The organism is Citrobacter amalonaticus, from assembly GCF_002918555.1.
In the GTDB taxonomy this organism is placed as follows: Bacteria; Pseudomonadota; Gammaproteobacteria; order Enterobacterales; family Enterobacteriaceae; genus Citrobacter_C; species Citrobacter_C amalonaticus_A.
In genome coordinates, this window is sequence record NZ_PQMB01000001.1 from 20,264 (window position 1) to 47,258 (window position 26,995).

The following is a 26,995-nucleotide window of genomic DNA, read 5'->3' on the forward strand; positions in this document are numbered from 1 at the left end:
AAATTTACTGAAATCAGGTGTTGACAACAGACCATCGAACTAGTTAACTAGTTAACTAGTACGCAAGTTCACATGAAGAAGGTATCTGAGATGAAAGCAGCATATGTAGTGAAAGGTTGGTGGCGCACTTCCTGATTTCGGGCAGTGTATTCGCATGCTTACAGCAACCAGATACCCGGCCCGCCAAATGCGCGGGCTTTTTTTTGAACAAAATTAATGAGAATAACGATGCAAACACCAAAACCCACACTTGAACTCCTGACCTGCGATGCCGCCTACCGCGAGAATCCGACGTCGCTGTTTCATCAGGTCTGTGGCTCACGTCCGGCTACCCTGCTGCTGGAATCAGCCGATATTGACAGTAAAGATGATTTGAAAAGCCTGCTGCTGGTCGATAGCGCGTTGCGAATTACCGCGCTAGGTGACACCGTCACTATTCAGGCATTGTCTGACAATGGCACATCCCTGCTGACGTTGCTGGATGCGGCGTTGCCCACAGGCGTCGAAAACGAACGACAGCCTACGAGCCGGATTTTGCATTTTCCTGCCGTTAGCGCGTTGCTGGATGAAGATGCCCGTCTGTGCTCACTTTCCGTATTTGATGCCTTTCGCCTGCTCCAGGAACTGGTCAATGTGCCAGCCGACGAGCGCGAAGCCATGTTCTTCGGTGGTCTGTTCGCTTACGACCTCGTTGCAGGATTTGAAGATCTGCCGCAGCTCGAAGCCGACAACCGCTGCCCGGATTACTGCTTCTATCTGGCGGAAACGCTAATGGTGATCGACCACCAGAAAAGAAGCACCCGCATTCAGGCCAGCCTGTTTACGCAGAATGACGCGGAGAAACAGCGCCTGACCGATCGTCTCGCTCATCTCAGCCAGCAGCTGAACGAGCCTGCGCCGCCGCTGCCAGTGGTTTCCGTTCCACAAATGCGCTGCGAGTGCAACCAGAGCGATGAAGAGTTTGGCGCCGTAGTGCGTAACTTGCAGAAAGCGATTCGTGCGGGAGAAATTTTCCAGGTGGTACCGTCCCGTCGCTTCTCTTTGCCCTGCCCGTCACCTCTGGCAGCCTACTACGTGCTGAAAAAGAGCAATCCAAGCCCGTATATGTTTTTTATGCAGGATAACGATTTCACCCTGTTTGGTGCTTCCCCGGAAAGCTCACTCAAATACGACGCGACCAGCCGTCAGATTGAGATCTACCCGATTGCCGGAACGCGCCCACGCGGGCGTCGCGCCGACGGCTCACTGGATCGCGATCTCGACAGCCGTATCGAGCTGGAGATGCGTACCGACCACAAAGAGTTGTCCGAGCATCTGATGCTGGTTGACCTGGCACGTAACGATCTGGCACGCATCTGTACCCCCGGCAGCCGCTACGTTGCCGACTTAACCAAAGTTGACCGTTATTCCTTTGTGATGCACCTCGTCTCCCGTGTGGTCGGCGAACTGCGCAGCGATCTGGATGTGCTGCACGCCTACCGTGCCTGCATGAATATGGGCACGCTGAGCGGTGCGCCGAAAGTTCGCGCGATGCAGCTGATCGCCGAAGCGGAAGGCCGCCGCCGCGGGAGCTACGGTGGCGCGGTCGGTTATTTTACCGCCCATGGCGATTTGGATACCTGCATCGTCATTCGCTCCGCTCTGGTTGAAGACGGGGTTGCCACCGTGCAGGCCGGTGCCGGGATTGTGCTGGATTCTGTTCCGCAGTCTGAAGCCGACGAAACCCGTAATAAAGCACGCGCCGTTCTGCGCGCTATCGCCACCGCGCATCATGCACAGGAGACTTTCTGATGGCTGATATTCTGCTGCTCGATAATATCGACTCATTTACTTACAACCTGGCGGATCAGCTGCGTACTCACGGTCACAACGTGGTGATTTACCGTAACCATATTCCTGCACAGACCTTAATTGAGCGTCTGGCAACGATGAAAAACCCGGTGCTGATGCTCTCTCCGGGTCCCGGCATTCCCAGCGAAGCCGGCTGTATGCCGGAGCTGTTGACCCGGTTACGCGGCAAGCTGCCAATCATTGGCATCTGTCTGGGTCATCAGGCGATTGTCGAAGCGTATGGTGGCTATGTGGGCCAGGCAGGTGAAATTCTGCATGGTAAAGCCTCGAGCATTGAACATGACGGTCAGGCGATGTTTGCCGGTCTGGCGAATCCGCTACCGGTAGCACGCTACCATTCACTTGTCGGCAGCAACGTCCCGGCCGGGCTGACCATTAATGCCCATTTCAACGGAATGGTGATGGCGGTGCGTCACGATGCGGATCGCGTTTGTGGTTTTCAGTTCCATCCGGAATCGATTTTAACCTCCCAGGGGGCGCTTCTGCTGGAGCAGACGCTGGCCTGGGCCCAGCAGAAACTGGAGCCGGGCAATACGTTGCAGCCCATTCTGGAAAAACTGTACCAGGCACAGACGATGAGCCAGCAGGAAAGCCACCAGCTTTTCTCCGCCGTGGTTCGCGGCGAGCTGAAACCCGAACAGCTGGCCGCCGCGCTGGTTAGTATGAAAATTCGCGGTGAGCATCCGAATGAAATCGCCGGCGCCGCCACCGCGCTGCTGGAGAATGCTGCCCCGTTCCCGCGTCCTGACTATCTGTTCGCCGATATTGTCGGTACCGGCGGCGACGGCAGCAACAGCATTAATATCTCTACCGCCAGCGCCTTTGTTGCGGCGGCCTGTGGTCTGAAGGTGGCGAAACACGGCAACCGCAGCGTCTCCAGTAAATCAGGTTCTTCTGATCTGCTGGCGGCATTTGGTATCAACCTGGATATGAACGCGGATAAATCACGCGAGGCGCTGGATGAGCTGGGCGTGTGCTTCCTGTTCGCACCTAAATATCACGCCGGGTTCCGCCATGCGATGCCGGTACGCCAGCAGCTGAAAACCCGTACGCTTTTCAATGTACTCGGCCCATTGATTAACCCGGCGCACCCGCCGCTGGCGCTGATTGGCGTTTACAGCCCGGAACTGGTGCTGCCGATAGCAGAAACGCTGCGCGTATTGGGTTACCAGCGCGCCGCGGTAGTTCACAGCGGCGGAATGGATGAAGTTTCCCTGCACGCGCCCACTATCGTGGCGGAACTGCATGACGGTGAAATCAAAAGCTATCAGCTGACGGCGGAAGACTTCGGCCTGACGCCATACCATCAGGAACAATTGGCTGGCGGCACCCCGGAAGAAAACCGTGACATTTTAACACGCTTGCTACAAGGTAAAGGCGATGCCGCCCATGAGGCCGCCGTCGCTGCCAACGTCGCGATGTTAATGCGTCTGCATGGTGAAGAGGATCTCAGGACCAATGTGCAAACTGTTCTCAATGTTCTGCACAGTGGTTCCGCTTACGACAGAGTCACCGCACTGGCGGCAAGAGGGTAAATGATGCAAACCGTTTTAGCGAAAATCGTCGCAGACAAGGCGATTTGGGTAGAAGCCCGTAAACAGCAGCAGCCGCTGGCCAGTTTTCAAAATGATGTTCAGCCAAGCACGCGTCACTTTTATGACGCCCTTCAGGGCGCACGCACGGCCTTTATTCTGGAGTGCAAAAAAGCCTCCCCCTCCAAAGGGGTGATCCGTGACGATTTCGACCCGGCACGTATCGCGGGCATCTATAAGCACTACGCCTCGGCGATCTCAGTACTCACCGACGAGAAATATTTCCAGGGGAGCTTTGATTTCCTGCCTGTCGTGAGCAGTATTGCGCCGCAGCCGATTCTCTGTAAGGACTTTATTATCGATCCTTACCAGATTTATCTTGCGCGCCACTATCAGGCTGATGCCTGCCTGTTAATGCTTTCCGTGCTGGATGACGAACAATACCGTCAGCTTTCCGCCGTTGCCCACAGCCTGAAGATGGGCGTGCTGACAGAGGTCAGCAACGAAGAAGAGCTGGAACGTGCTATGCGGCTTGGGGCAAAAGTCGTCGGCATTAACAACCGCGATCTGCGCGACCTGTCGATTGACCTGAACCGCACCCGTCAGCTGGCGCCGAAGCTGGGCCACGGGGTGACGGTGATCAGTGAATCCGGGATTAACACATACGGCCAGGTGCGTGAGCTCAGCCACTTCGCCAACGGCTTCCTGATTGGCTCTGCGCTGATGGCGCACGATGACCTTAACGCAGCGGTTCGCCGCGTGCTGCTTGGCGAAAATAAGGTCTGCGGTCTGACCCGCGCTCAGGATGCCAAAGCGGCTTATGACGCAGGCGCGATTTACGGCGGCGTTATTTTTGTTCCCTCCTCGCCGCGCTTCGTCACCCTGGAGCAGGCTCGCGAGGTGATGGCTGCCGCACCGCTACAGTACGTCGGCGTGTTCCGTAATACCGATATTGCCGACGTCTGCGAAAAAGTGAACGCTCTTTCTCTGGCAGCTGTCCAGCTGCACGGCAGCGAAGACCAGGCCTGGGTCGATGCCCTGCGCGCCGCGCTGCCTGAGCATGTGCAAATCTGGAAGGCGCTGAGCGTTGGCGTCACGATCCCCGCCCGCGATTATCAGCATGTTAACCGGTACGTGCTTGATAACGGTCAGGGGGGCAGCGGTCAGCGTTTTGACTGGTCGCTGTTGCAGGGGCTATCGCTGGATAACGTTTTGCTCGCCGGTGGATTAGGCGCAGACAACTGCGTGGAAGCGGCGAAAACCGGCTGTGCCGGTCTCGATTTCAACTCTGGTGTAGAGTCACAGCCGGGCATCAAAGATGCACGCCTTCTGGCCTCGGTCTTTCAGACACTGCGCGCATATTAAGGAAGAAAAGATGACAACATTACTCAATCCCTACTTTGGTGAATTTGGCGGCATGTATGTGCCACAAATTCTGATGCCCGCCCTGCGTCAACTTGAAGAAGCATTCGTCAGCGCGCAGAAAGACCCTGAATTTCAGGCTCAGTTTACTGACCTGTTGAAAAACTATGCCGGGCGTCCAACTGCGCTGACCAAATGCCAGAATATCACCGCCGGCACCCGCACCACGCTGTATCTGAAGCGTGAAGACCTGCTGCACGGCGGGGCGCATAAAACGAACCAGGTATTGGGCCAGGCGCTGCTGGCGAAACGGATGGGCAAAACTGAAATTATCGCTGAAACCGGCGCGGGCCAGCACGGCGTTGCTTCGGCGCTTGCCAGTGCGCTGCTCGGTCTGAAATGCCGTATTTATATGGGTGCAAAAGACGTTGAGCGCCAGTCGCCGAACGTTTTCCGTATGCGTCTGATGGGCGCTGAGGTTATTCCGGTACACAGCGGTTCCGCCACGCTGAAAGATGCCTGTAATGAGGCGCTGCGCGACTGGTCCGGCAGCTATGAGACCGCGCACTACATGCTCGGTACCGCAGCGGGTCCGCACCCGTTCCCGACTATCGTTCGTGAATTCCAGCGTATGATCGGTGAAGAGACCAAAGTGCAGATCCTCGAAAAAGAGGGACGCCTTCCGGATGCCGTTATCGCCTGCGTAGGGGGTGGCTCTAACGCTATTGGCATGTTCGCTGATTTCATTGACGAACCCCAGGTGGGTCTTATCGGAGTGGAGCCAGGCGGGCACGGAATTGAATCCGGTGAGCATGGCGCACCGCTCAAACACGGGCGTGTCGGGATCTATTTCGGCATGAAGTCGCCGATGATGCAGACCGAAGATGGGCAAATTGAAGAATCCTATTCAGTATCCGCAGGCCTTGATTTCCCTTCCGTGGGACCACAGCATGCGTATCTCAACAGCATCGGGCGCGCGGATTACGTGTCAATAACCGATGATGAAGCGCTGGAGGCGTTTAAAACACTCTGCCTGCATGAAGGGATTATCCCGGCGCTGGAATCCTCTCACGCGCTGGCCCATGCGCTGAAAATGATGCATGAGAACCCGGAAAAAGAGCAGCTGCTGGTGGTGAATCTCTCCGGTCGCGGCGACAAAGACATCTTCACCGTACACGATATTCTGAAAGCACGAGGGGAAATCTGATGGAACGTTATGAAAACCTGTTTGCCAGGCTGAACGACCGCAAGGAAGGTGCTTTTGTTCCCTTTGTCACATTAGGTGACCCAGGCGTTGAGCAATCGCTGAGGATTATCGACACGCTGATTGAAGCCGGTGCCGACGCGCTGGAATTAGGGATCCCTTTCTCTGATCCGTTAGCCGACGGTCCGACCATTCAAAACGCGACGTTGCGGGCCTTTGCCGCGGGCGTCACGCCTGCTCAATGCTTTGAGATGCTCACGCTGATTCGCAAAAAGCATCCCACCATTCCCATTGGATTGCTGATGTACGCCAACCTGGTGTTCACTAACGGCATCGATGAGTTTTACGCCCGATGCGCAGAGGCTGGCGTGGATTCAGTCCTGGTGGCCGATGTGCCGGTGGAAGAGTCCGCACCGTTTCGCCAGGCGGCGTTGCGCCATAATATTGCCCCGATTTTCATCTGTCCGCCAAATGCGGATGATGACCTGCTGCGCCAGATTGCCTCCTGGGGTCGCGGTTACACCTATCTGCTGTCGCGGGCTGGGGTAACGGGTGCGGAAAATCGTGCCGCCCTGCCGCTGCATCATCTGGTCGAAAAGCTGAAAGCGTATCATGCCGCACCGCCGTTGCAGGGATTCGGCATCTCTGCGCCCGGGCAGGTCTCTGCGGCCATTAGCGCAGGTGCTGCCGGCGCGATTTCTGGTTCGGCGATTGTGAAAATCATTGAGAAAAACGTCGACAAGCCAGAGCAGATGCTGGCTGCACTTAAAGCCTTTGCGGAACCCATGAAGGCTGCCACGCGCGCGTAACGCCCGTCTCTGCCGCCAGCGCTTTTCTGGCGGCATATCCGATTTTTTCATCACGCGGTGAACCTTCAGGTGCGCAAACGTTCTGTCGCAGAAGATTGTTGGTCACGATCATTCCTCCCCTCAGCTGAATTACTTAAAAGAGTGCATCCGGGAACAGGATTTGCGGTAACAGGGACGAGAATGAATGATGGCAAAAAAAAAGCTGACTGCGAACAGTCAGCTTTTTAACGTTGAAGATGTGCTTAAAAACGATAACCCGCGGAGAACATAAACACCCACGGATCCAGACGCACGCTGTCACTGTATCGGCCTGCAGGCAGAACCGTACCGTTGGATTTATACTTAGCGGTCGTATCAATATCCATATACCAGACCGACATGTTGATCAGCCAGTCGCGGTTAATCAGATAATCCATACCGACCTGACCCGCCGCACCCCAGGAGTCTTTCAGACTCAGATCAGACAAACCCGCGCCTTTTCCGTTGTCATTAAAGTCTTCGTTAAAGAAGGTGGTGTAGTTCACACCCACGCCAACGTACGGACGCAGTTTGCTGCTGGAATCACCGAAGTACCACTGCGCCATTAACGTTGGTGGTAAATGGTGAACGGTAGCAATATCACCGGTTACGGCTGTTCCGACCTTATGGCGGAATGGCGTCGCGGCCAGCAGTTCAATACCGATATTGTCGGTCGCCATATAGGTGAACGTCAGGCCGAGCTGCGTGTTGTTACTGACATTAAAACCGCCCAAATGACCCAGCGTCCCCCCCGCCCCTTCAGTCGGCCTTACTGTTGCTGACCCCGCACGAATGAAGAACTCGCCTTCCTCATGCGCGAAAGCGTTACCAGAGAGAAGAGTTGTTACTGCCAATGCCGCCACTGTTAACTTTTTCATATCCGCTCCATCGTTATGGTTATAACTGCGTGACGAATATACCTACATTGAAGTAGTAAGTGATCCAATCTGGATCACATTACGCCCTGTAATTTAACATTTATTAATCCAGATCAAATTAGAACTTGCATCCAGAATCCTGGTTAAAGTAATTCAGATCAAATTTGACATATTTCCGCATTGAAAATATTAGCAGCCCCCTCTTGTCCCCGAATCAAGACCGCGATGTCGACAATCTTCCCGTTCAGTTTACTGACGTCGTTATCCCCTTTTGCGCGGTGTGGCAGACGCCAGCCAAAATGGTCTCGCTGTGCAACACGTTCTGGCACATCAGAGGAAGACGTAAGAGGACGATTTACGAGAACTTGCCGGGAATTGGCTATGCCCGGCAAGGATGATGAGATAAACAAAGCCTGTAATATTGCCCGCGCCGGGATGAATTACCTCTGCTTTACAAAGATATGCTTTTCCATACAAGCCTTGATGCTGCCACTGTAGGGTTATCCAGGGTACAATTGCCCGCTAATCAACATCTGCAAAACTCAAGGAGAGTGCATGTCTATCACGGCGAAGTCCGTATACCGTGACACGGGGAACTTTTTCCGTAATCAATTTATTACCATCCTGCTGGTATCGTTGTTGTGCGCGTTTATCACAGTGGTGTCAGGGCATGCCTTCTCACCCAGCGACGCGCAGATTGCGCAGCTCAGTGAAGGGGAGCATCTTGCGGGGAGCGTCGGGCTGTTTGATCTGGTGCAGAATATGACGCCTGAGCAGCAACAGATCCTCTTACGAGCGTCTGCGGCATCAACCTTTTCAGGATTAATCGGTAATGCTGTCCTGGCGGGCGGCGTGATATTAATGATTCAGCTGATTTCGGCGGGACATCGGGTTAGCGCGCTGCGGGCTATTGGTGCCAGCGCACCGGTTTTACCTAAGCTGTTTATCCTGATTTTCCTGACAACGCTGCTGGTGCAGATCGGCATTATGCTGGTCGTCGTGCCGGGGATCCTGATGGCCATCCTGCTCTCACTTGCGCCAGTCATGCTCGTTCAGGACAAGATGGGCGTATTTGCCGCTATGCGCAACAGTATGCGTCTGTCATGGTCTAATATGCGACTGGTGGCACCTGCGGTAATTAGCTGGCTGCTGGCAAAAACACTGTTGCTGCTGTTTGCCCCTAACTTTGCTGTATTGACGCCAAACGTTGGCGCGGTGGTGGCGAATACGCTGAGCAATTTAATTTCTGCCGTGTTGCTCATCTATCTGTACCGCCTGTATATGTTAATTCGTCAATAACCCCTGTGCGCGTCGGTGGCTCGCTTCCCCGACGCGTTTGATTACGGAATCGAAGAATGAAGCAGTTTCTTGATTTTTTACCGCTGGTCGTCTTCTTTGCTTTTTATAAGATTTACGACATCTATGCCGCAACCTCCGCGCTGATTGTCGCCACGGCGATCGTGCTGATCTACAGTTGGGTTCGCTATCGCAAAGTTGAAAAGATGGCGTTGATCACCTTTGTGCTGGTTGCCGTATTCGGCGGTCTGACTATTTTCTTCCACAACGATGAGTTTATTAAGTGGAAGGTCACCGTGATTTACGCCCTGTTTGCCGGTGCTTTACTGATAAGTCAGTGGGTGATGAAAAAACCGTTGATTCAGCGCATGTTGGGTAAAGAACTTACGTTGCCTCAGGCCGTCTGGTCAAAACTGAATCTGGCCTGGGCTATCTTCTTTATTCTCTGCGGTCTTGCCAATATCTACATTGCGTTCTGGCTGCCGCAAAATATCTGGGTCAATTTCAAAGTGTTTGGCCTCACCGCGTTAACGCTGATCTTTACCCTGCTCAGCGGCGTGTATATCTACCGCCACCTTCCACAAGAAGACAAATCATAAGAGCACAAACCAGGCCTGCGGGCCTGGTTTTTTTGACGCTGCACTTTTCCCTGCATTTCCCTGCACAGATTGCTTGAATCATGAAGATTTTGTGGAGATTGCCTCCCCTTTATTGTAATGAGAATGGTTATCATTGATATTCCGTATCGCATTTTAATAATACGGATATCAGTTAATGAATAAGATAACAAAAATAAATCCGCGCCCTCTGGCGCTGTTGATTGCCACTGTGTTAAGCGGAAATGTCTTTGCTGCTGATGATGACATGATGAACGACGGTGAAACCATGGTGGTACACACCACTGCGGAAGAGGCGCTTAAACAGCAGCCGGGCGTGTCTGTTATCACCGCTAAAGATATTGAAAAATCACCTCCGGTGAATGACCTCTCCGATATTATCCGCACGATGCCCGGTGTAAACCTGACGGGTAACAGCGCCAGCGGCAGCCGTGGGAATAACCGCCAGATTGATATCCGTGGGATGGGGCCAGAAAATACATTGATCCTGATTGACGGCATTCCCGTGACGTCAAGAAACTCCGTGCGCTACAGCTGGCGCGGAGAGAGAGACACGCGTGGTGATACCAACTGGGTTCCTGCTGAAATGGTTGAGCGTATCGAAGTACTGCGTGGCCCTGCCGCCGCACGCTACGGCTCTGGCGCGGCGGGCGGCGTGGTGAACATCATCACTAAACAGCCCACCAATGACTGGCATGGTTCTTTATCGCTGTACACTAACCAGCCCGAGAATGACAAAGAAGGTGCCACCAGGCGCGCCAATATTAACCTCAGTGGTCCGCTTATTGACGACGTACTGACCATGCGTCTGTACGGGAATATCAATAAAACCGATGCGGATGCCGCCGACATCAACACGCTGCAAAATGGATCATACGCCGCAGGCCGCGAAGGTGTGCGTAATAAGGATATTAATACCCTGCTCTCCTGGAAACTGACGCCGGAGCAGATTATCGATTTTGATTACAGCTATAGCCGTCAGGGGAATATTTACGCCGGGGATACCCAGTACAGCAACGGTAACCTTAGTCCGGGCGATTTAGTCAGCTCTTTATATGGCGATGAAACAAACCGGATGTATCGCCAGTCCTGGGGATTAACGCACAACGGCATCTGGGACTGGGGACAGTCTAAATTCGGCGTCTATTACGAGAAAACCAATAATACCCGCATGCAGGAAGGTTCGACCGGTAAAGTGGAAGGGATGATTAACAATACCGATTACGCCACCAGCCGCCTTGAATCTTATCGTTCTTCCGGAGAGCTGAATATTCCCCTCTTCTGGATAGTCGACCAGACGTTAACTCTGGGGGCGGAGTGGAACCGCGATGAGCTTGACGATCCGGCCTCAATGCAGGCAACGGATAACGCCGGTACCATAATTGGTGACGTTTCAGGTGATCCCGCGAATCGCAGCACAAAAAATAGCGCTACCCTGACTGGCATCTATCTGGAAGATAATATTCAGGCCCGCCCGGGCACCGACATCATTCCGGGTATTCGTTTTGACTATCATAACGAATTCGGCAGCAACTGGAGTCCGAGCCTGAATATGTCACAAGAATTAGGTGATATGTTTAAGCTGAAAGCCGGTATCGCCAGGGTCTTTAAAGCGCCAAACCTGTACCAGTCCAGCAAAGGTTATTTGCTTTCCACACGCGGCAATGGCTGCCCTAACACCATCACCACGGGCAGTTGCTATCTGTTAGGTAATCCGGATCTCGACCCGGAAATCAGTATTAATAAAGAGGTCGGCCTCGAATTTAATTATGAGGGCTGGGATGCTGGCATCACCTGGTTCCGGAACGATTATAAAAATAAAATCGTTGCCGGTACCGACATTCTTGGTTATGCCTCTAACGGCAACAATATTCTGCAATGGGAAAACGGCGGTAAGGCGGTTGTCGAAGGTCTGGAGGGCAATGTGGTGATCCCATTGTTGCCGGAGACCTTAAGCTGGCGAACCAATGCCACTTATATGATCAAGTCTGAGAGTAAAGATACCGGTAATCCACTGTCTATCATCCCTAAATATACGATCAATAGCATGCTGGACTGGCAGGTTAACGACAAGCTATCCGCCAACGTGCACTGGACACAGTATGGTCGTCAGAAACCGCGTGAATATGCTGAAATTCGCAATGAAAACAGCGGAATGTCAGACAAAGAGATCGGCGCCTATTCCATTGTCGGTATTGGCGCTAACTATCAGTTTACGAAGAATCTGCGACTGAATACGGGCATCAGTAACCTGTTCGATAAGCGAATTTATCGCGAGAACGACGGTGCCTCTACCTACAATGAGCCGGGACGTGCCTACTACGCGGGCGTCACTGTGTCCTTCTGATCGACCAGATGCCCGCCTCGCGGGCGTCTCCCCTCTGTTCTCCATGCCGAAATCATAGTAGCATCGCGCGGTTATCTTTCTTTATAGTCGGTTCAACAATGACAACAACAAATAGCGCCCCGCAGGGCGAACTGGTTTTACGCACTCTGGCCATGCCTGCCGACACCAATGCGAATGGTGACATTTTTGGCGGCTGGCTGATGTCTCAGATGGATATTGGCGGCGCCATTCAGGCCAAAGAAATTGCACACGGCCGGGTGGTGACCGTGCGTGTTGAGGGAATGAGCTTTCTGCGACCTGTCGCGGTTGGCGATGTTGTGTGCTGCTATGCGCGCTGCGTTAAACGTGGCACCACGTCTGTCAGCATCAATATTGAAGTCTGGGTGAAGAAAGTCGCCTCAGAGCCAATTGGGCAACGTTATAAAGCGACCGAAGCGCTGTTCATCTATGTAGCTGTGGATCCAAACGGCAAGCCCCGCCCGCTTCCGGTTCAGGAATAGTAAAAAGCCTCCAGCAATGGAGGCTTTTTTGCTTCTGGCGTAACGTCACTCGATCTGGGTGGTGCCATTAATACGAAAAACGATATTCACCACAATGCCGGAACCCGGTTTACCCGTTTCATAGCGCCATCTGCGCATCGCATTTTTTACTTCACGCTCAAACATATTGGCAGGCTGTGCGGACAGAATCTGCACGTTATCCACGCGTCCGTCTGACGTTACGTCGAATTTCACTTTAACACGCCCTTCAATTCTCAGCGCCTGAGCGCGTGGAGGATATTGCGGCTGGTTACGGCTTAATGCGCGTGGGCCGGAAGGCACGCTCACCGCCGGCTTGCTGCTTGCAGGCGCGGTGCTGGTGGCTGGGCGCGCAGGTGCCGTATTCTCAAACGGCGATGCCGGGCGAGGCTCAGCCGGTTTCACATCGCGTTTCGGCTGTTCCTGTACCTTTTTCACCGGTTTAGGCTTCGGCTTAGGCTTTGGCTTCGGTTTTTCAATCACCACCGGCGCTTCTTTTGGCGGCTCGGGGATGGGTTCTGGCTCTGGCTCAGGTTCGACAACAGGTTCCGGCGGCGGCTGAACCGCCTGTGGTGGCTCCAGATCGGCTGGCGCGACCATTGTCACAGAAATAGGCTGCGCAGGGGCAGGCAGTTCAATAACCTGATGTACCGAGGAGTACAACACCCCCGCAATTAAGGCACCATGGATGCCAATGGCGAGAAGTGTCGGCCAGGGAAAGCGGCGAGGTAAATCAAGGGTCATTGAAGTCATAATCATTTCAGTTAAAAAACCAGGCCTCGATTTTAAATGCAAATAGCAATCATATTCAATAAGCCAGCACGGTAAGCACACTTTAAAATGCAATTTTGTCCTAAAAAATCCCGGTGAAACGTGCGGTCTTAACAAAGCCGTTATCTTTGCGTTGCAGTTATGAGTCCTTTCAAATAACGTACTTTACAACTCATACCGAACAAGGAGCTCTACCCGTGCTATATGTCATCTACGCTCAGGACAAAGCAGACTCTCTCGAAAAGCGCCTTTCCGTGCGCCCTGCCCATCTCGCGCGCCTGCAGCTTCTCCATGATGAAGGACGACTGTTAACCGCAGGCCCGATGCCAGCCGTCGACAGTAACGATCCCGGTGCCGCAGGTTTTACCGGTTCGACGGTCATTGCTGAATTTGAATCTCTCGAAGCGGCCCAATTTTGGGCAGAAGCCGACCCCTACGTTGCTGCGGGCGTTTATGCGAACGTGTCGGTGAAACCCTTCAAAAAGGTATTTTAGATTTAAAAAATATCTTTATATTTCAAACAAATAAAAACCATCTAAAACTCCAGCAGAGGGCGCATTTAGGTACACATTAATCTAAACGTCCTCTCTTTTTGCTACCACCTGTACTTTCAGTCTGACATATGGCAGGAGGTTTCTATGTGTAATGCTTTTCACCGTTAATGACGCGTGAAGATTACCTTGCCCTGTTCGCTGATGAATCAAAACGCGACATTCCATGCGACCCAGAACCCATCGGAAGTTACTGGTCCTCTTAACATTGCCATCAACCCTTGACACTGTTCATTTATACAGTTTAAATTTAACTGTATATTCAACCAGTAAAAAGAGGTTTTTATGTTTGTAGAACTCGTTTACGATAAGCGCAATGTTGCAGGTTTGCCGGGGGCAAGAAACATCATTCTTAACGAGCTGACAAAGCGCGTACACCGGATCTTCCCTGATGCCGAAGTGAGAGTTAAGCCGATGCAGGCCAACGCTCTGAATAGTGATTGCACAAAAACTGAAAAAGAGCGCCTTAACCGTATGCTGGAAGAGATGTTTGAGGAGTCTGACATGTGGTTAGTGGAGGAGTGATAAGCTATGGACAACATTATCATTTCTGGCGTCAGGATTTATTTCCCTAAGCCAGGTGAAAGGCTTCCTGTTCCTCCTGATAACACGCATAACTTTGCAGTTAAAGGAACCGTAGGTAAGCGGTGTTGCCTTCTGGGTTTCTTGCATAAAAACTGGCACGTTCTGGCTCTGCCTGAATATGAACATACCGGGGCTGCGATAATGGAAGCGGTCAGGCAAGGTAAGAAGCGCTGGCGCTGACCTTTATATTATTGCAGCGATTTAATTGCATGTTCTCACTATATCACCGGACAATCATCAAACTTATGCCACGTACCCAGTCTGTCCAGTCGCAGTGTATCTTTATGATTTTGGAGAGTTAACCCCAGTAAGGTCAAATTTAAATTGTTTAGCACCGTCTTGATAGAACTCTGCCTCAAGGATTAATTTTTTATGTTTTCGCAATTCTTTGATAAATTTTGTTGAATTATTGAAGAATATAACATCTGTTCTACCACCAGATGTTTCTGACATTGCATATTTTTGTATTTTACCGTCATCAAACTTCACATAAACATGGCAGCCACTATAAGAGTGGCAAAGGAACTGCCCTTTGCTAATCGCTATTATCGCCTCAGACAAAGCCAGGTCTTCAGCTTTTTGTCCAGCTTCAAGCTCAGTCTTTTTCGATCGAAGGATTAACATCAAATTTGACCCTCCGTTATACGGGAAATCAAAATCCACCGCATTGTCTGAATCAGTTTGTACAAACTTTTGAGCGGTGCCACGCATCTCATCTTTGTTGTACGATGAATACCAGTCAGCCGCTGATACATTCCCTGAGATAAATAAACCAACAAAGATCACAATAAGCTTCTTCATATCCGTATTCCATCAGTAAAAGATGGTCAAATCCTACCATCAGTTGACGGTGAGGTCAGCAGGTACGGCAAAAACCCACAGTTAAGCGGGTTTAGTGTATGCACTACGATAACGGTAAGTCGGCGAGCTCAGAGAGCTTGCAGTTACTGAAGGAGGCACTGATGTGATGCAGCCAGCGGTTAAGGTTCAAAGCGAGATGAACATCGACTTACTCGCAGGCAAGTCAGTAGATCATGAGTTTTTACTCAACCAGTAACTTATTCTTTCTCTGAAATCTCCCCTAAGTGCTTTTGGGAGATTTCTGGCGATTACATCTAACTGCGGTTGATAGTCTGCTATGAGGGTGTTGTTTGGCCTATCAACATTGGCAGCCTTAATTTTTTTAGCAAGCGCTTTGACTTTGAAATCATCTAATTGTGGATGACCGCTAAGGTTAGTGATAACCACAAAACCAGATATGTCAATCAGCTTATTTTGGGCTGGTCTTGCCTCAACATCACTCCCGCAGTGCTTACATTTTGCGGCTTCCGGCTTGATCATCTCTGCGCAAAATGGGCATTTCAACAGTCCTTCATTAAGTTGAGAACGCCCAACAGAGCTAATATTTTTCTTAATGATTAGTGAATGTATAAGAGCTACGAGGAACAACAGCGCACCGTAAAGCCACCAGCCAAAGAAGCCACGGCCTTTACTTTTCGCAATAGCTGCCGGGATACATCCGAGAATCGCGCAAAATATGATTAGTTCCACATCCCTGTCCTCAAAATTAACCATGAAGTGATGTTATCACAGGAGTAGAGCAAGACAATGCGGGGAAGATGTCATGCAAAACTCGTCGCCTGGCGGGTTAATTACCAGGAATAGCGCTGACTTTCTCAGCACATCTAATTGCTGTATACCCGTCACTGGCGGGAGAACGCGGATGCTGAGTTTATAGTCAGTTTTAGTTCTCAGTGAATTAGCAAGGTTCAAAGGATCGGCTAATGTCTGTTGCTCTTCTGGTGCCATATCAGAACATAGTCCCTTTTGATAAACACGGATTAAGCGCATATGAACACCGCCGTTTATTGCCTCAGGGATCTTAACAACAGATTTTATCTGCCAGTCCCTCGCATTAAGATAGCCACTATAAAACCCCAACCACTGACCGGTAGCAGAAGGCCTTAGCGTTACAGAACGTTTTTATGCGGAATTGTTCGAAATAAGCCGAATGACAATACAAAAAGGTATTTTAATACACGTTATCCTCAGGCTGCCGCTTTGTTGGCTGCGCGCCTCATGAACGAGGGGGTATTGAGGATGTATTTAAGCAGACAGACTGGCATCATTGGGCACCGCAGGCGGTGCCCTTTTTCACTCAGAGATCGTGGAACGCAAACAGCAGTGAATTACGCTGATGGTTGAGGATACACTTTCTGATGGAGTGGATACGCATATTCCGACGTGACTGCCCTTCAAGCCAGCGCGCCTTACGGCGACTGGCCTGACGCAGCATCCGCCAGCGTCCCACTTCCGGTCTACTACGCTTCATGATAACTACTCTTACAGTGCAAGAGTCGGCATTATACCCCTCCCCAAGAAGCAGACCAGCGCTTTTCCGGTGTTTTTATTTGCCAGATGAATCATGATGCGTAAACTCTTAACAATACGCATTAACAAGGATTTTTAATCTATGACAACCTTCTACACAGTGGTGAGTTGGCTGGTCATTCTGGGATACTGGCTGCTCATTGCTGGCGTAACATTACGCATACTGATGAAACGCCGCGCAGTCCCTTCCGCCATGGCCTGGCTGCTGATCATTTATATTCTGCCACTGGTAGGAATTATCGCGTATTTATCCTTTGGTGAACTTCACCTGGGCAAGCGTCGTGCCGAACGCGCCAGAGCCATGTGGCCCTCCACTGCCAAGTGGCTCAACGACCTCAAAGCCTGCGAACATATCTTCGCTGAAGAAAACAGCAGCGTAGCTTCGTCGCTGTTTAAACTGTGTGAACGACGCCAGGGAATCGCAGGTGTTAAAGGCAACCAGCTCCAGTTACTGACCGACTCTGACGATGTAATGCAAGCCCTCATTCGTGATATCCAGCTGGCGCGGCATAATATTGAGATGGTGTTCTACATCTGGCAGCCTGGCGGCATGGCCGATCAGGTCGCGGAGTCGCTTATGGCTGCGGCCCGTCGTGGAATTCATTGTCGGCTGATGCTTGACTCTGCAGGCAGCGTCGCGTTCTTCCGCAGCCCGTGGGCGGCAATGATGCGCAATGCGGGGATTGAAGTTGTCGAGGCGCTGAAGGTTAACCTGATGCGTGTATTTTTACGCCGCATGGATCTGCGCCAGCACCGAAAAATGGTGATGATCGATAACTATATTGCCTACACCGGCAGCATGAATATGGTAGACCCACGCTTCTTTAAACAGGACGCGGGCGTCGGTCAGTGGGTTGACTTAATGGCGCGTATGGAAGGCCCGGTCGCTACAGCGATGGGCATTGTCTACTCCTGCGACTGGGAAATTGAAACCGGTAAGCGTATTTTGCCGCCACCGCCGGATGTCAATATTATGCCTTTTGAACAGGCCAGCGGTCATACCATTCATACCATTGCCTCCGGGCCAGGTTTTCCGGAAGATCTGATCCACCAGGCGTTGCTGACCGCTGCTTATTCAGCTCGCGAATATCTGATCATGACCACCCCTTACTTCGTCCCGAGTGACGACTTACTGCACGCCATCTGTACGGCGGCGCAACGCGGTGTGGACGTCAGTATTATTCTGCCGCGTAAAAATGATTCGATGCTGGTCGGTTGGGCAAGCCGCGCTTTCTTCTCTGAGCTGCTTGCTGCCGGGGTAAAAATCTATCAGTTTGAAGGCGGTCTGTTACATACCAAGAGCGTGCTGGTTGACGGAGAACTGAGCCTGGTCGGCACCGTAAATCTGGATATGCGTAGCCTGTGGTTAAACTTTGAAATCACGCTGGTGATTGACGATGCCGGATTTGGCGGCGATCTCGCGGCAGTTCAGGACGACTATATTTCCCGGTCCCGCCTGCTTGATGCCCGTTTGTGGGTAAAACGCCCACTCTGGCAGCGGATCACGGAGCGACTGTTTTACTTCTTTAGTCCGTTGCTGTAAAACGTGCCCCATAGACGGTAAACAGGTAGTCATTATGGATATGGATCTGAACAATCGCCTGACTGAAGATGAAACGCTTGAGCAGGCTTACGATATTTTTCTCGAACTGGCGGCCGATAACCTCGATCCGGCAGATATTATTCTGTTCAACCTGCAGTTCGAGGAGCGCGGCGGCGCGGAGTTATTCGATCCGTCGCAAGACTGGCAGGACCATGTCGATTTTGACCTGAATCCTGACTTTTTTGCCGAGGTGGTCATTGGTCTTGCGGACACGGAAGACGGTGAAATTAACGACATCTTCGCACGTGTGTTGCTGTGTCGTGAGAAAGACCACAAGCTGTGTCATATTCTCTGGCGAGAATAAGTATAAAGCCGCAAACGCGGCTTTTTTTTAATCCGGCAACTGAGTACCACAGCGATTACAAAACTGCGCGCTGTGCTCGTGCTGCCCTTGCTGGCAGGACGGACACCTCCGTTGCTGATTCCGTTTCTGAAATGCCGTGCTCATATGGGTCGTAATCAGCCCGGTTGGGATCGCAATAACCGAATAACCAATCAGGATCAGGACCGAAGCCACAATCCTTCCCAGCGGAGTGTGCGGAGTGATATCGCCATAACCTACCGTCGTGACCGTCACAATAGCCCAGTACACGGATGCGTTTAGCGTCACAAACCCATATTTTGGCCCTTCAATCAGATACATCAGCGCGCCAAAGATAATCATCACAATGGCAATAAACGAATAAAACAGTATCAGCTGATGCCGGGCGCTCATAATAGCCCCCCAGAACACCCGCAGCGAAGGCATAAAACGCAGCAATTTCAGGATGCGTAACACGCGAATTGCCCGCATGGCGCGCCAGGCAAACACATATTCCAGGCTGATTTCCGGCCACATCCACATCACGTACATCGGCAATACGGTGGCCAGATCGATAAATCCCCAAAAACTGAAAACATATTTCGCCGGATCAGGCCAACTGAATACCCTTAGCAAGTATTCCATTGTGAATACCAGCGTCACGATTAACTCGAGCCAGACAAAAATATGCCACTCATCGAACGTCAGGTGATATTGCGTCCCAACGCCGGATTCAACAAAAATAATGAGCACGCTGAGCAGCGCAAACAGTGCGCACAGCGTCTCAAAACGACGCCCCGAATGTGTGTTCAGATCGAACAAACGATGGTAAAGACCGCGACGAACGGATGAAATGGATGGGGACACGTTAACCTCGCAAAAATAAGGGCTGACGTAATGCCAGCCCTTCACCAGATTATAACGGGTCTACTTTCAGGCAGGAAACTGCATGTCGGAAACTGCCTTCAAGTACTGGCCGCGTTTTTGCACACTCTGGTCCGGCAATCGGACAGCGCGTGCGGAATACGCATCCCGATGGCGGATTGATCGGCGACGGCAACTCCCCTTCCAGCAGCTGAATGGTTTTATTCTTCTCCAGATCGGGATCGGGAATCGGCACCGCTGACATCAGCGCTTTGGTATAGGGATGCAGCGGATTATGGTACACCTCATCATAAGTCCCCAACTCCACGGCATGTCCCAGATACATCACCAGTACGCGATCGGAGATATGCTTGACGACCGCAAGATCGTGAGCAATGAAGATCAGCGACAGTCCCATTTCACGCTGCAGCTGCTGCAACAGATTCACCACCTGCGCCTGAATCGACACATCCAGCGCGGAAACCGGCTCATCACAAATAATCAGCTTTGGTTCAAGGATCAGCGCGCGCGCAATACCAATACGCTGACACTGACCGCCGGAGAACTCATGCGGGTAACGGTTAATCAGATTCGGCAGCAGCCCCACCTTCATCATCATCGCTTTCACCCGGTCACGAACTTCCTGACGCGGCAGCTTAGGGTGGTAGGTACGTAGCGGCTCGGCAATGATTTCACCGATTGTCATACGCGGATTCAGGGACGCCAGCGGATCCTGGAAAATCATCTGAATATCATTGCGCACATCGCGCCACTCATCAGGCTTCATGCCCAGCAGATCTTTGCCTAACCAGGCAACGCGTCCGTCAGTGGCTTTAACCAGACCAATAATCGCCCGGGCAAAGGTGGATTTACCACAGCCCGATTCCCCCACCACACCCAGCGTTTCCCCCTCGTACAGGCGCAGGGTCACGCCATCGACAGCCTTCAGCGTCTTCGCGGGTTGCCAGAACCATTGCTTCCCGTCTTTGATATCGAAATGAACTTTCAGATCGGCGATTTCGAGGAGGACTTTGCGTCCTTCGGCGAGCGCATTCATAGCAGTTCCTCCACCGGTTTAAAGCAGGCGCGCAGACGACCCGGACTGAACTCCTCCAGCGGGGGAGCGCTATTGCAAATCTCCATCGCATGTGGACAGCGCGGCTGGAACGGACAACCTTTTGGTAAGCGCAGCAAGTTCGGTGGATTGCCTGGAATCGTCAACATCTCATCCCCTTCGGCATCCAGACGAGGCACCGCGCTGAGTAGCCCGATGGAGTACGGATGCACAGGCTGATAAAACACGTCGCGTGCCTTGCCATATTCCATCGTACGTCCGGCATACATCACCAGCACTTTGTCACAAATGCCTGCCACTACCCCGAGGTCGTGGGTAATCATGATAATGGCGGTATTGAACTCACGCTTAAGCTCGTTGAGCAGAGTCATGATCTGTGCCTGGACGGTCACATCCAGCGCCGTGGTGGGCTCGTCGGCAATCAGCAGCTTCGGCCTGCACAGCAACGCCATCGCAATCATCACCCGCTGGCGCATACCACCAGAGAACTCATGTGGATACATTTTCATGCGCTTACGCGCTTCCGGCATTTTTACCGCATCCAGCATCCTGACGGATTCTTCAAAGGCCTCGGCTTTACTCATCCCTTTGTGCAACATCAGGACTTCCATCAGCTGCCCGCCCACCCGCATATAAGGGTTCAGCGAAGTCATCGGGTCCTGAAAAATCATCGAGATTTGTTCAGCACGCAGCTTGTTCAGCTCTCGCTCCGGCAGATTCAGGATTTCACGACCGTTAAAGGTTGCGGAACCGCCAATACGACCGTTCCCCGCCAGCAGCCCCATCAGGGCAAACGCGGTTTGCGATTTCCCTGAGCCTGATTCGCCGACAATCCCTAATGTCTCCCCGGCGCGCAGAGAAAAGTTTAAGTTGTTCACCGCGGTTACATCCCCGTCGGGGGTGCTAAACGTCACGCGCAGATCTTTCACGTCCAGCAGTGCGTTAGCCTGTTGTTGCGCGAGCGGCGCGGTTGAGGTTTCAATGACACTCATGGCTGCACTCCTTAACGGTCTTTCGGGTCGAGGGCATCACGCAGGCCATCGCCGATAAAGTTAAAACAGAACAAAGTCACGACAAGGAATCCGGCCGGGAACAGCAGCAGCCACGGTGAGACCTCCATCGAGTTGGCGCCATCGCTTAACAGCGCGCCCCAACTGCTCAACGGCTCCTGGGTGCCTAACCCGAGAAAGCTCAGGAATGATTCAAACAGAATCATGCTCGGTACCAGCAGCGAGGCGTATACCACCACCACGCCTAACACGTTCGGCACAATATGACGGACAACAATACTGCCGGTTGAAACACCGCCGACCTGAGCGGCTTCAATAAACTCTTTCCGCTTGAGGCTTAAGGTTTGTCCACGCACGATACGCGCCATATCCAGCCATGACACCATCCCAATCGCCACAAAAATCAGCAGGATGTTTTGTCCAAAAAAGGTCACCAGCAGAATCACGAAGAACATAAACGGGAAGGAGTTGAGGATTTCCAGCAGGCGCATCATCACGGAATCTGTTTTTCCGCCCAGATAGCCGGAAAGCGAGCCGTACAATGTACCAACGATCACCGCAACCAGTGCCGCGGCAATCCCCACCATCAATGAGATCCGCCCGCCGATGGCCACACGTACCAGCAGGTCGCGTCCGGAGGAGTCAGTACCGAAGTAGTGTCCAGATTCCATATCCGGCGCGCTGGACATCATTCCCCAGTCGGTATCGAAATAGGTAAACTGCGACAGCATCGGCGCCAGCGTCACAAACAGGGCGATAAAGATGAGGACGATCAGGCTGGCTACCGCCGCCCGGTTATGCATAAAGCGACGACGAGCATCCTGCCACAGGCTGCGTCCTTCGACCTCCAGCTTTTCACTGAAATTCTCCAGCGTCTCGCTGTTTTTCTTACTTAACATCATAGCGAGCTCCAGTATCAGTAACGAATTTTCGGGTCAATGACGGCGTATAACACATCGACAATAGCGTTAAACACAATGGTCAACGCACCAACCAGAATGGTCAGACTCAGCACCAGCGAGTAGTCACGGTTCAATGCGCCATTAACAAACAGCTGGCCGATTCCTGGCAGCCCATAGATGGTTTCAATCACCATTGAGCCGGTAATAATGCCAACAAACGCCGGTCCCATATAGGAGAGAACAGGCAACAGTGCCGGTTTCAGAGCGTGGCGGAAAATGATCCGTTTCATTGGCAGCCCTTTTGCCCGCGCGGTACGAATAAAATTGGAGTGCAGCACTTCAATCATCGAACCACGCGTAATGCGGGCGATACTGGCGATATAAGCCAGGGATAACGCCACCATCGGCAGGATCATAAATTTCAGCGCCCCACCGTTCCACCCGCCGCCGGGCAGCCATTTCAGAGTGATTGCGAATATCATGACTAACAAAGGCGCGACCACGAAGCTGGGGATAACAACCCCGGTCATGGCGACCCCCATCACCGCGTAATCCCAGCGCGTGTTTTGTTTCAGCGCCGCGATCACCCCTGCGCTCACGCCAATGATAACCGCGAGGAAAAAGGCTGCCGCCCCCAGTTTTGCAGATACCGGGAAGCTTGAGGCCACCAGATCGTTGACGGTGTAATCTTTATATTTGAAAGAAGGCCCAAAATCACCGTGCGCCAGCTGTTTCAGATAGCTGAAGTATTGCGTACTGATGGGATCATTCAGATGGTATTTCGCTTCAATATTTGCCAGTACTTCTGGCGGCAGCGCACGTTCACCGGTGAAAGGGCTACCCGGCGCAAGGCGCATCATAAAGAATGAGATCGTTATAAGAATAAATAGCGTCGGAATTGCTTCCAGACAGCGACGTAAGATAAATTTCAACATTGCCCGTACCTTCTGGCGTGTGCCTTTACACCTCTTTAAGCGAATCATCCGCAAAAGAGGTGTGAATAGTGCGATGAAAAAAAAGACACTGTGGGGTAAACCCTGTTTACCCCACGCTTTGCCATTAATGCTTGATAATATACAAGTCTTTAACGTGGATATTATCCATCGGGTCTTTACCGCTGTAGCCACCTACCCACGGTTTCACCAGGCGCGCGTTTACATAGTAATACACCGGCACAATCGCAGAATCTTTATCCAGCTGTTGTTCCGCTTTGCTATACAGTTCAGTGCGTTGCGCTTCGTCGGATGACTTCAATGTATCAGCAATTAGCTTGTCAAATGCCGGGCTCTTATAATGTGCAGTGTTGTTTGAACTGTCAGACAGCATGGTGTTGAGGAAAGAGGTTGGTTCGTTGTAATCCGCACACCAGCCTGCACGGGCGACATCAAAGGTTCCCTGATGACGGGTATCCAGGAAGGTTTTCCACTCCTGGTTTTCCAGCTTCACATTGGCACCGAGGTTTTTCTTCCAGATAGAAGCAACGGCGATAGCCAGTTTTTTATGCAAATCGGAAGTGTTATACAGCAGGCTGAACGTCAATGGTTTGTCCGCGGTATACCCGGCGTCAGCCAGCAATTTTTTGGCCTCTTCGTTACGTTTTTCCTGTGACCACGTGAACCACTCAGGCTCAACCAGTTTGGCATCATCAGTGTACGGCGGCGTGTAGCTATAGGCTGGCAGGTCACCCTGGTTTTTCACTTTGTTGACAATGATGTCGCGATCCAGCGCCAGTTTCAGCGCGGTACGCACGCGCACATCGGTAAACGGTGCTTTCTGGTTATTGATTTCGTAATAGTAGGTGCACAGATACGGGTCAACGTGAACTTCGTTCGGGATCTCTTTTTTCAGCTTCTGGAACAGTTCAATCGGCATGTTGTTATAAGTCATGTCGATTTCACCACTGCGATAGCGGTTTACGTCGGTCACTTCAGAAGCAATTGGCAGATAGGTTACCTGGTTGATGACGGTTTTGGCGTTATCCCAGTAATTTGTATTACGCTCAAGAACAATACGCTCGTTCACTACCCAGTCTTTTAATTTGTAGGAACCATTGGTGACGATATTGGCAGGCTGAGTCCATTTCTCACCGAATTTTTCAACAACGGCTTTAGGAACAGGTGAAACAGACGAGTGAACAAGCAATTTATAGAAATACGGAACCGGTTCGCTGAGGGTGACTTCAAAAGTATGATCGTCAAGGGCCTTCACGCCCAGATCGGTGATTGGTTTTTTACCGGCGATAATGTCATCAATATTGACGATATGGCCATACTGCAAGTAGCTGGCGTACGGCGAAGCGGTATTGGGATCGGCCAGACGCTGCCAGCTATAAACAAAATCTCCTGCCGTTACCGGCGTGCCATCTGACCATTTAGCGTCTTTACGCAGATGGAAGGTCCAGACTTTAAAATCCTTATTTTCCCACTTTTCAGCCACGCCCGGCGACGGCTTGCCGTCGACATCGCTGATTAATAAGCCTTCAAATAAATCACGGCTAATATTGGATTCCGGTACACCTTCGATTTTATGCGGGTCGAGGGACTGAACTTCCGAGCCATTATTACGAACCAGTGTTTGTTTCTCTGCCAGTTGAACACCTGCGGGAACGACCGCAGCCGTAGCGACATTTCCTGCGACAAGCGCAGTGATAATCCCTGCGGCGATTAAACTTTTTTTTGCGTTGTTGATCATTGTGTATGTACTCCCTCGTTATAATTACTGGTTTTTTAACCAGCCTGATAATCCTGGATTAGGATTTCTGTACAGCACCGGAGACTTTCTGCTGTCAGATCGTTCGACTACCTGCTATCACCAACCTTATTTATTCTGGCGGTTCGAATGACCACCTTACGTCGGTTCTTTACTCTGTGCCTCCCCTGTCAGAGACACATTGTTATTCTGCCGCGATATCTTGTTGAAAATAATTCTCATCAACGTGAAATCTGCTGCCAAATATCTGGTCGGAAAGTATCAAATGCGTTTCTCATCCGCCAATACATTTTACAAATTTGTTACGCAATTCTCTTTTAGAGAAAAAAAACCACGATAACGGAACGTATCGCAATCGAGAGTTGCAATATAAACACATAAAAAACAATAAGATAACAATAAACACCCTGTTCTGTGCTCTTATGGGTCTGCAGGAGCGGCAGATGCACATAAATTTAACAATTGGCTATTATTTAGCACATTCATCTGAAGGAGTGTTGAAATAACTAATATCATTTCAATAATCCTTCATCAAGCCTAAGAGTATGATGTTAACAAAATAACATCCAAAGGAATGGGAAGCTGGACTTCGGACTCAATAAATGGCTTAAAAATCAACAGAGAGCAGGAGAGTAACCGTCATCGTGTTTTGTTATTAACACGACGACAGATAGAAATAGTCAGAAAAATTACGGATATTAATAAACGGAGCACATGTGGCTCCGTTTCAAATGAAAGGTGTCAGCTTACAAGCCCAGGGAAAATGGCTTTAATTCCCGTTACGATGAATTCAATCCCAAGTGCCATCAATAATAACCCCATAATACGCGTTATGACGTTGATCCCCGTCTGGCCTAATACGCGAACCAGCCACGGCGCCATGCGGAACAGCCCCCAGCAGCTGAGCGCAAACAGCGCAATAGCCACAAAAAAACCAAGCAGATACAGAATGCTGTGGTAACGCGTTCCCCAGACGATCGTCGAACTGATGGCACCAGGCCCAGCCATCAGCGGTAACGCCAGTGGCACAACCCCCACGTTTTCACGGATAGCCGTTTCTGATTTTTCCTGTTTGTTCTGCTTATCCTCCCCCAGCTTTCCACTGATCATCGACATCGCAATGGTCACCACCAGGATCCCGCCAGCGATTCTGAAAGAATCAATAGAAATACCGAAGAGTTGCAAAATGCCATCGCCGAGGAAAAGAGAGATCCACAATATAATGGCAACCGACAGGTTAGCAGTAAGATTCGTTTTGTTTCGCGCCACCGCCGTTTGATAGCTGGTCATGCTGATGAAAACAGGAAGAATCCCGACCGGGTTGACTAACGCAAACAACCCAATGAAAAACTTGAAGAAGACAGGAAAATCAAAAAGCGTTTGAATCACGGTTAGCTCCGAAGCGTTAGCCGGATAAAGTAAATGAAAAAAAATAGTGACATACTCTAAACAATTCAGGTTGCGGGACAAAACGGCGTTGTCACTTTGAACAGCGCTTGCGCTGGCCCCAAGGGGCGAGGCTCAGGGATGGTCGACCAACAAAGCCCGCACGTCCGCAACGTGAAGTATGACGAGTACAAAACCGTGCTGAAGATACGCCTTTTATCAGCATTTTTCACCTACCAAAACGCAAAATAGCGACCACTCCTCAGTGTTATCAATATGTTTTAATTATGCTAATGTATTCAATATTCACCACTACAATGTATACACACTTAACGTAAAAGGCTAAAAGCCCCTGCTGAAAGGTGTCAGCTTTGCAAAAATTTGACGCAGATCACGTAAATGCTACTCAGAAGTG

26 protein-coding genes, 1 pseudogene and 1 other annotated feature are annotated in these 26,995 nt (G+C 51.3%); of the genes and pseudogenes, 15 read left to right on the forward strand and 12 right to left on the reverse strand.

From position 1 onward, the window contains the following. The first annotated feature begins 111 nt into the window (after nt 1–111). Nucleotides 112–205: a sequence feature (Trp leader region), on the forward strand. A gap of 23 nt (nt 206–228) precedes the next feature. The 5 genes from C3432_RS00120 to trpA are packed head-to-tail and all read left to right on the forward strand — an operon-like array spanning nt 229 to nt 6,758. Next, nucleotides 229–1,791: an anthranilate synthase component 1 gene (locus C3432_RS00120; protein ID WP_103774699.1), complete on the forward strand. Its 1,563-nt coding sequence runs from the start codon at nt 229–231 to the stop codon at nt 1,789–1,791. Further along, a complete protein-coding gene (trpD, locus tag C3432_RS00125; protein ID WP_103774700.1) occupies nt 1,791–3,386 on the forward strand; it encodes a bifunctional anthranilate synthase glutamate amidotransferase component TrpG/anthranilate phosphoribosyltransferase TrpD in 1,596 nt (531 codons plus the stop codon). The genes C3432_RS00120 and trpD overlap by 1 nt, the downstream gene beginning before the upstream one ends. A 3-nt stretch (nt 3,387–3,389) precedes the next feature. Then, a complete protein-coding gene (gene trpCF, locus C3432_RS00130) occupies nt 3,390–4,748 on the forward strand; it encodes a bifunctional indole-3-glycerol-phosphate synthase TrpC/phosphoribosylanthranilate isomerase TrpF (protein ID WP_103775599.1) in 1,359 nt (452 codons plus the stop codon). A 10-nt stretch (nt 4,749–4,758) separates the two neighbouring features. Beyond that, nucleotides 4,759–5,952, forward strand: a complete 1,194-nt coding sequence (gene trpB, locus C3432_RS00135) for a tryptophan synthase subunit beta (protein WP_103774701.1) — start codon at nt 4,759–4,761, stop codon at nt 5,950–5,952. Then, entirely contained in the window at nt 5,952–6,758 is an 807-nt protein-coding gene (trpA, locus tag C3432_RS00140; RefSeq protein WP_103774702.1) for a tryptophan synthase subunit alpha, read from the forward strand. The genes trpB and trpA overlap by 1 nt, the downstream gene beginning before the upstream one ends. A 242-nt stretch (nt 6,759–7,000) precedes the next feature. Here trpA and ompW read toward each other — a convergent pair whose 3' ends face one another. Further along, entirely contained in the window at nt 7,001–7,654 is a 654-nt protein-coding gene (ompW, locus tag C3432_RS00145) for an outer membrane protein OmpW (RefSeq protein ID WP_103774703.1), read from the reverse strand. Nucleotides 7,655–8,209: 555 nt separating this feature from the next. On the opposite strand from ompW, the gene C3432_RS00155 reads away from it, so the two are divergent. The 4 genes from C3432_RS00155 (at nt 8,210) to yciA (ending at nt 12,414) form a co-directional block, all read left to right on the forward strand. Further along, entirely contained in the window at nt 8,210–8,953 is a 744-nt protein-coding gene (locus C3432_RS00155; protein WP_103774704.1) for a YciC family protein, read from the forward strand. Between the two features lie 56 nt (nt 8,954–9,009). After that, a complete protein-coding gene (locus C3432_RS00160) occupies nt 9,010–9,549 on the forward strand; it encodes a septation protein A (protein WP_103774705.1) in 540 nt (179 codons plus the stop codon). 175 nt (nt 9,550–9,724) lie between these two features. Then, nucleotides 9,725–11,914: a TonB-dependent siderophore receptor gene (locus C3432_RS00165; protein WP_103774706.1), complete on the forward strand. Its 2,190-nt coding sequence runs from the start codon at nt 9,725–9,727 to the stop codon at nt 11,912–11,914. 98 nt (nt 11,915–12,012) lie between these two features. Beyond that, a complete protein-coding gene (gene yciA / locus C3432_RS00170; protein ID WP_103774707.1) occupies nt 12,013–12,414 on the forward strand; it encodes an acyl-CoA thioester hydrolase YciA in 402 nt (133 codons plus the stop codon). Between the two features lie 45 nt (nt 12,415–12,459). Here the strand turns inward: yciA and tonB are convergent, their stop codons facing one another. After that, complete coding sequence (gene tonB, locus C3432_RS00175; RefSeq protein ID WP_181012855.1) at nt 12,460–13,185, reverse strand: TonB system transport protein TonB; 726 nt, start codon at nt 13,183–13,185, stop codon at nt 12,460–12,462. 215 nt (nt 13,186–13,400) lie between these two features. Between tonB and C3432_RS00180 the strand changes: the two genes are divergently transcribed. From C3432_RS00180 to C3432_RS00195, 4 genes and pseudogenes are all read left to right on the forward strand, one after another. Then, on the forward strand, nt 13,401–13,697 hold the full coding sequence (locus tag C3432_RS00180; RefSeq protein WP_103774708.1) for a YciI family protein: 297 nt from the start codon (nt 13,401–13,403) through the stop codon (nt 13,695–13,697). Between the two features lie 167 nt (nt 13,698–13,864). Beyond that, nucleotides 13,865–13,948: pseudogene (locus C3432_RS27875) on the forward strand (SOS response-associated peptidase); the annotation flags it as partial. A gap of 91 nt (nt 13,949–14,039) precedes the next feature. Further along, entirely contained in the window at nt 14,040–14,279 is a 240-nt protein-coding gene (locus tag C3432_RS00190; protein ID WP_103774709.1) for a DinI family protein, read from the forward strand. A gap of 6 nt (nt 14,280–14,285) precedes the next feature. Further along, nucleotides 14,286–14,519, forward strand: a complete 234-nt coding sequence (locus tag C3432_RS00195; protein WP_103774710.1) for a hypothetical protein — start codon at nt 14,286–14,288, stop codon at nt 14,517–14,519. A gap of 102 nt (nt 14,520–14,621) precedes the next feature. On the opposite strand, the gene C3432_RS00200 is transcribed toward C3432_RS00195, so the two are convergent. From C3432_RS00200 to C3432_RS27345, 3 genes are all read right to left on the reverse strand, one after another. Beyond that, entirely contained in the window at nt 14,622–15,140 is a 519-nt protein-coding gene (locus C3432_RS00200; RefSeq protein ID WP_103774711.1) for a hypothetical protein, read from the reverse strand. 231 nt (nt 15,141–15,371) lie between these two features. Further along, nucleotides 15,372–15,890, reverse strand: coding sequence for a zinc ribbon domain-containing protein (locus tag C3432_RS00205; protein ID WP_146050887.1), 519 nt, complete (start codon nt 15,888–15,890; stop codon nt 15,372–15,374). Nucleotides 15,891–16,497: 607 nt separating this feature from the next. Beyond that, the gene (locus tag C3432_RS27345; RefSeq protein ID WP_146050888.1) at nt 16,498–16,671 is read right to left on the reverse strand and encodes a YciY family protein; all 174 of its coding nucleotides are present in this window, start codon (nt 16,669–16,671) and stop codon (nt 16,498–16,500) included. A gap of 141 nt (nt 16,672–16,812) precedes the next feature. On the opposite strand from C3432_RS27345, the gene cls reads away from it, so the two are divergent. Together cls and C3432_RS00215 are read left to right on the forward strand one after the other, a co-directional pair. Continuing rightward, nucleotides 16,813–18,273 (forward strand): cardiolipin synthase, encoded by a 1,461-nt coding sequence (gene cls / locus C3432_RS00210; RefSeq protein ID WP_103774713.1) that lies wholly within the window; start codon nt 16,813–16,815, stop codon nt 18,271–18,273. A gap of 34 nt (nt 18,274–18,307) precedes the next feature. Then, on the forward strand, nt 18,308–18,637 hold the full coding sequence (locus C3432_RS00215; RefSeq protein WP_103774714.1) for an HI1450 family dsDNA-mimic protein: 330 nt from the start codon (nt 18,308–18,310) through the stop codon (nt 18,635–18,637). Nucleotides 18,638–18,664: 27 nt separating this feature from the next. Here the strand turns inward: C3432_RS00215 and C3432_RS00220 are convergent, their stop codons facing one another. The 7 genes from C3432_RS00220 to C3432_RS00250 form a co-directional block, all read right to left on the reverse strand. After that, nucleotides 18,665–19,501, reverse strand: coding sequence for an ion transporter (locus tag C3432_RS00220; RefSeq protein WP_103775601.1), 837 nt, complete (start codon nt 19,499–19,501; stop codon nt 18,665–18,667). Nucleotides 19,502–19,550: 49 nt separating this feature from the next. After that, a complete protein-coding gene (oppF, locus tag C3432_RS00225; RefSeq protein WP_103774715.1) occupies nt 19,551–20,555 on the reverse strand; it encodes a murein tripeptide/oligopeptide ABC transporter ATP-binding protein OppF in 1,005 nt (334 codons plus the stop codon). After that, complete coding sequence (oppD, locus tag C3432_RS00230; protein ID WP_103774716.1) at nt 20,552–21,565, reverse strand: murein tripeptide/oligopeptide ABC transporter ATP-binding protein OppD; 1,014 nt, start codon at nt 21,563–21,565, stop codon at nt 20,552–20,554. Before oppD ends, oppF begins: the two co-directional genes overlap by 4 nt. Nucleotides 21,566–21,576: 11 nt before the next feature. Continuing rightward, the gene (oppC, locus tag C3432_RS00235) at nt 21,577–22,485 is read right to left on the reverse strand and encodes an oligopeptide ABC transporter permease OppC (RefSeq protein ID WP_103774717.1); all 909 of its coding nucleotides are present in this window, start codon (nt 22,483–22,485) and stop codon (nt 21,577–21,579) included. Between the two features lie 14 nt (nt 22,486–22,499). Beyond that, nucleotides 22,500–23,420: an oligopeptide ABC transporter permease OppB gene (gene oppB, locus C3432_RS00240; RefSeq protein WP_103774718.1), complete on the reverse strand. Its 921-nt coding sequence runs from the start codon at nt 23,418–23,420 to the stop codon at nt 22,500–22,502. Between the two features lie 124 nt (nt 23,421–23,544). Then, nucleotides 23,545–25,176 (reverse strand): oligopeptide ABC transporter substrate-binding protein OppA, encoded by a 1,632-nt coding sequence (gene oppA, locus C3432_RS00245; protein ID WP_103774719.1) that lies wholly within the window; start codon nt 25,174–25,176, stop codon nt 23,545–23,547. Between the two features lie 759 nt (nt 25,177–25,935). Beyond that, complete coding sequence (locus C3432_RS00250; protein ID WP_103774720.1) at nt 25,936–26,583, reverse strand: YchE family NAAT transporter; 648 nt, start codon at nt 26,581–26,583, stop codon at nt 25,936–25,938. Nucleotides 26,584–26,995: the final 412 nt, after the last annotated feature.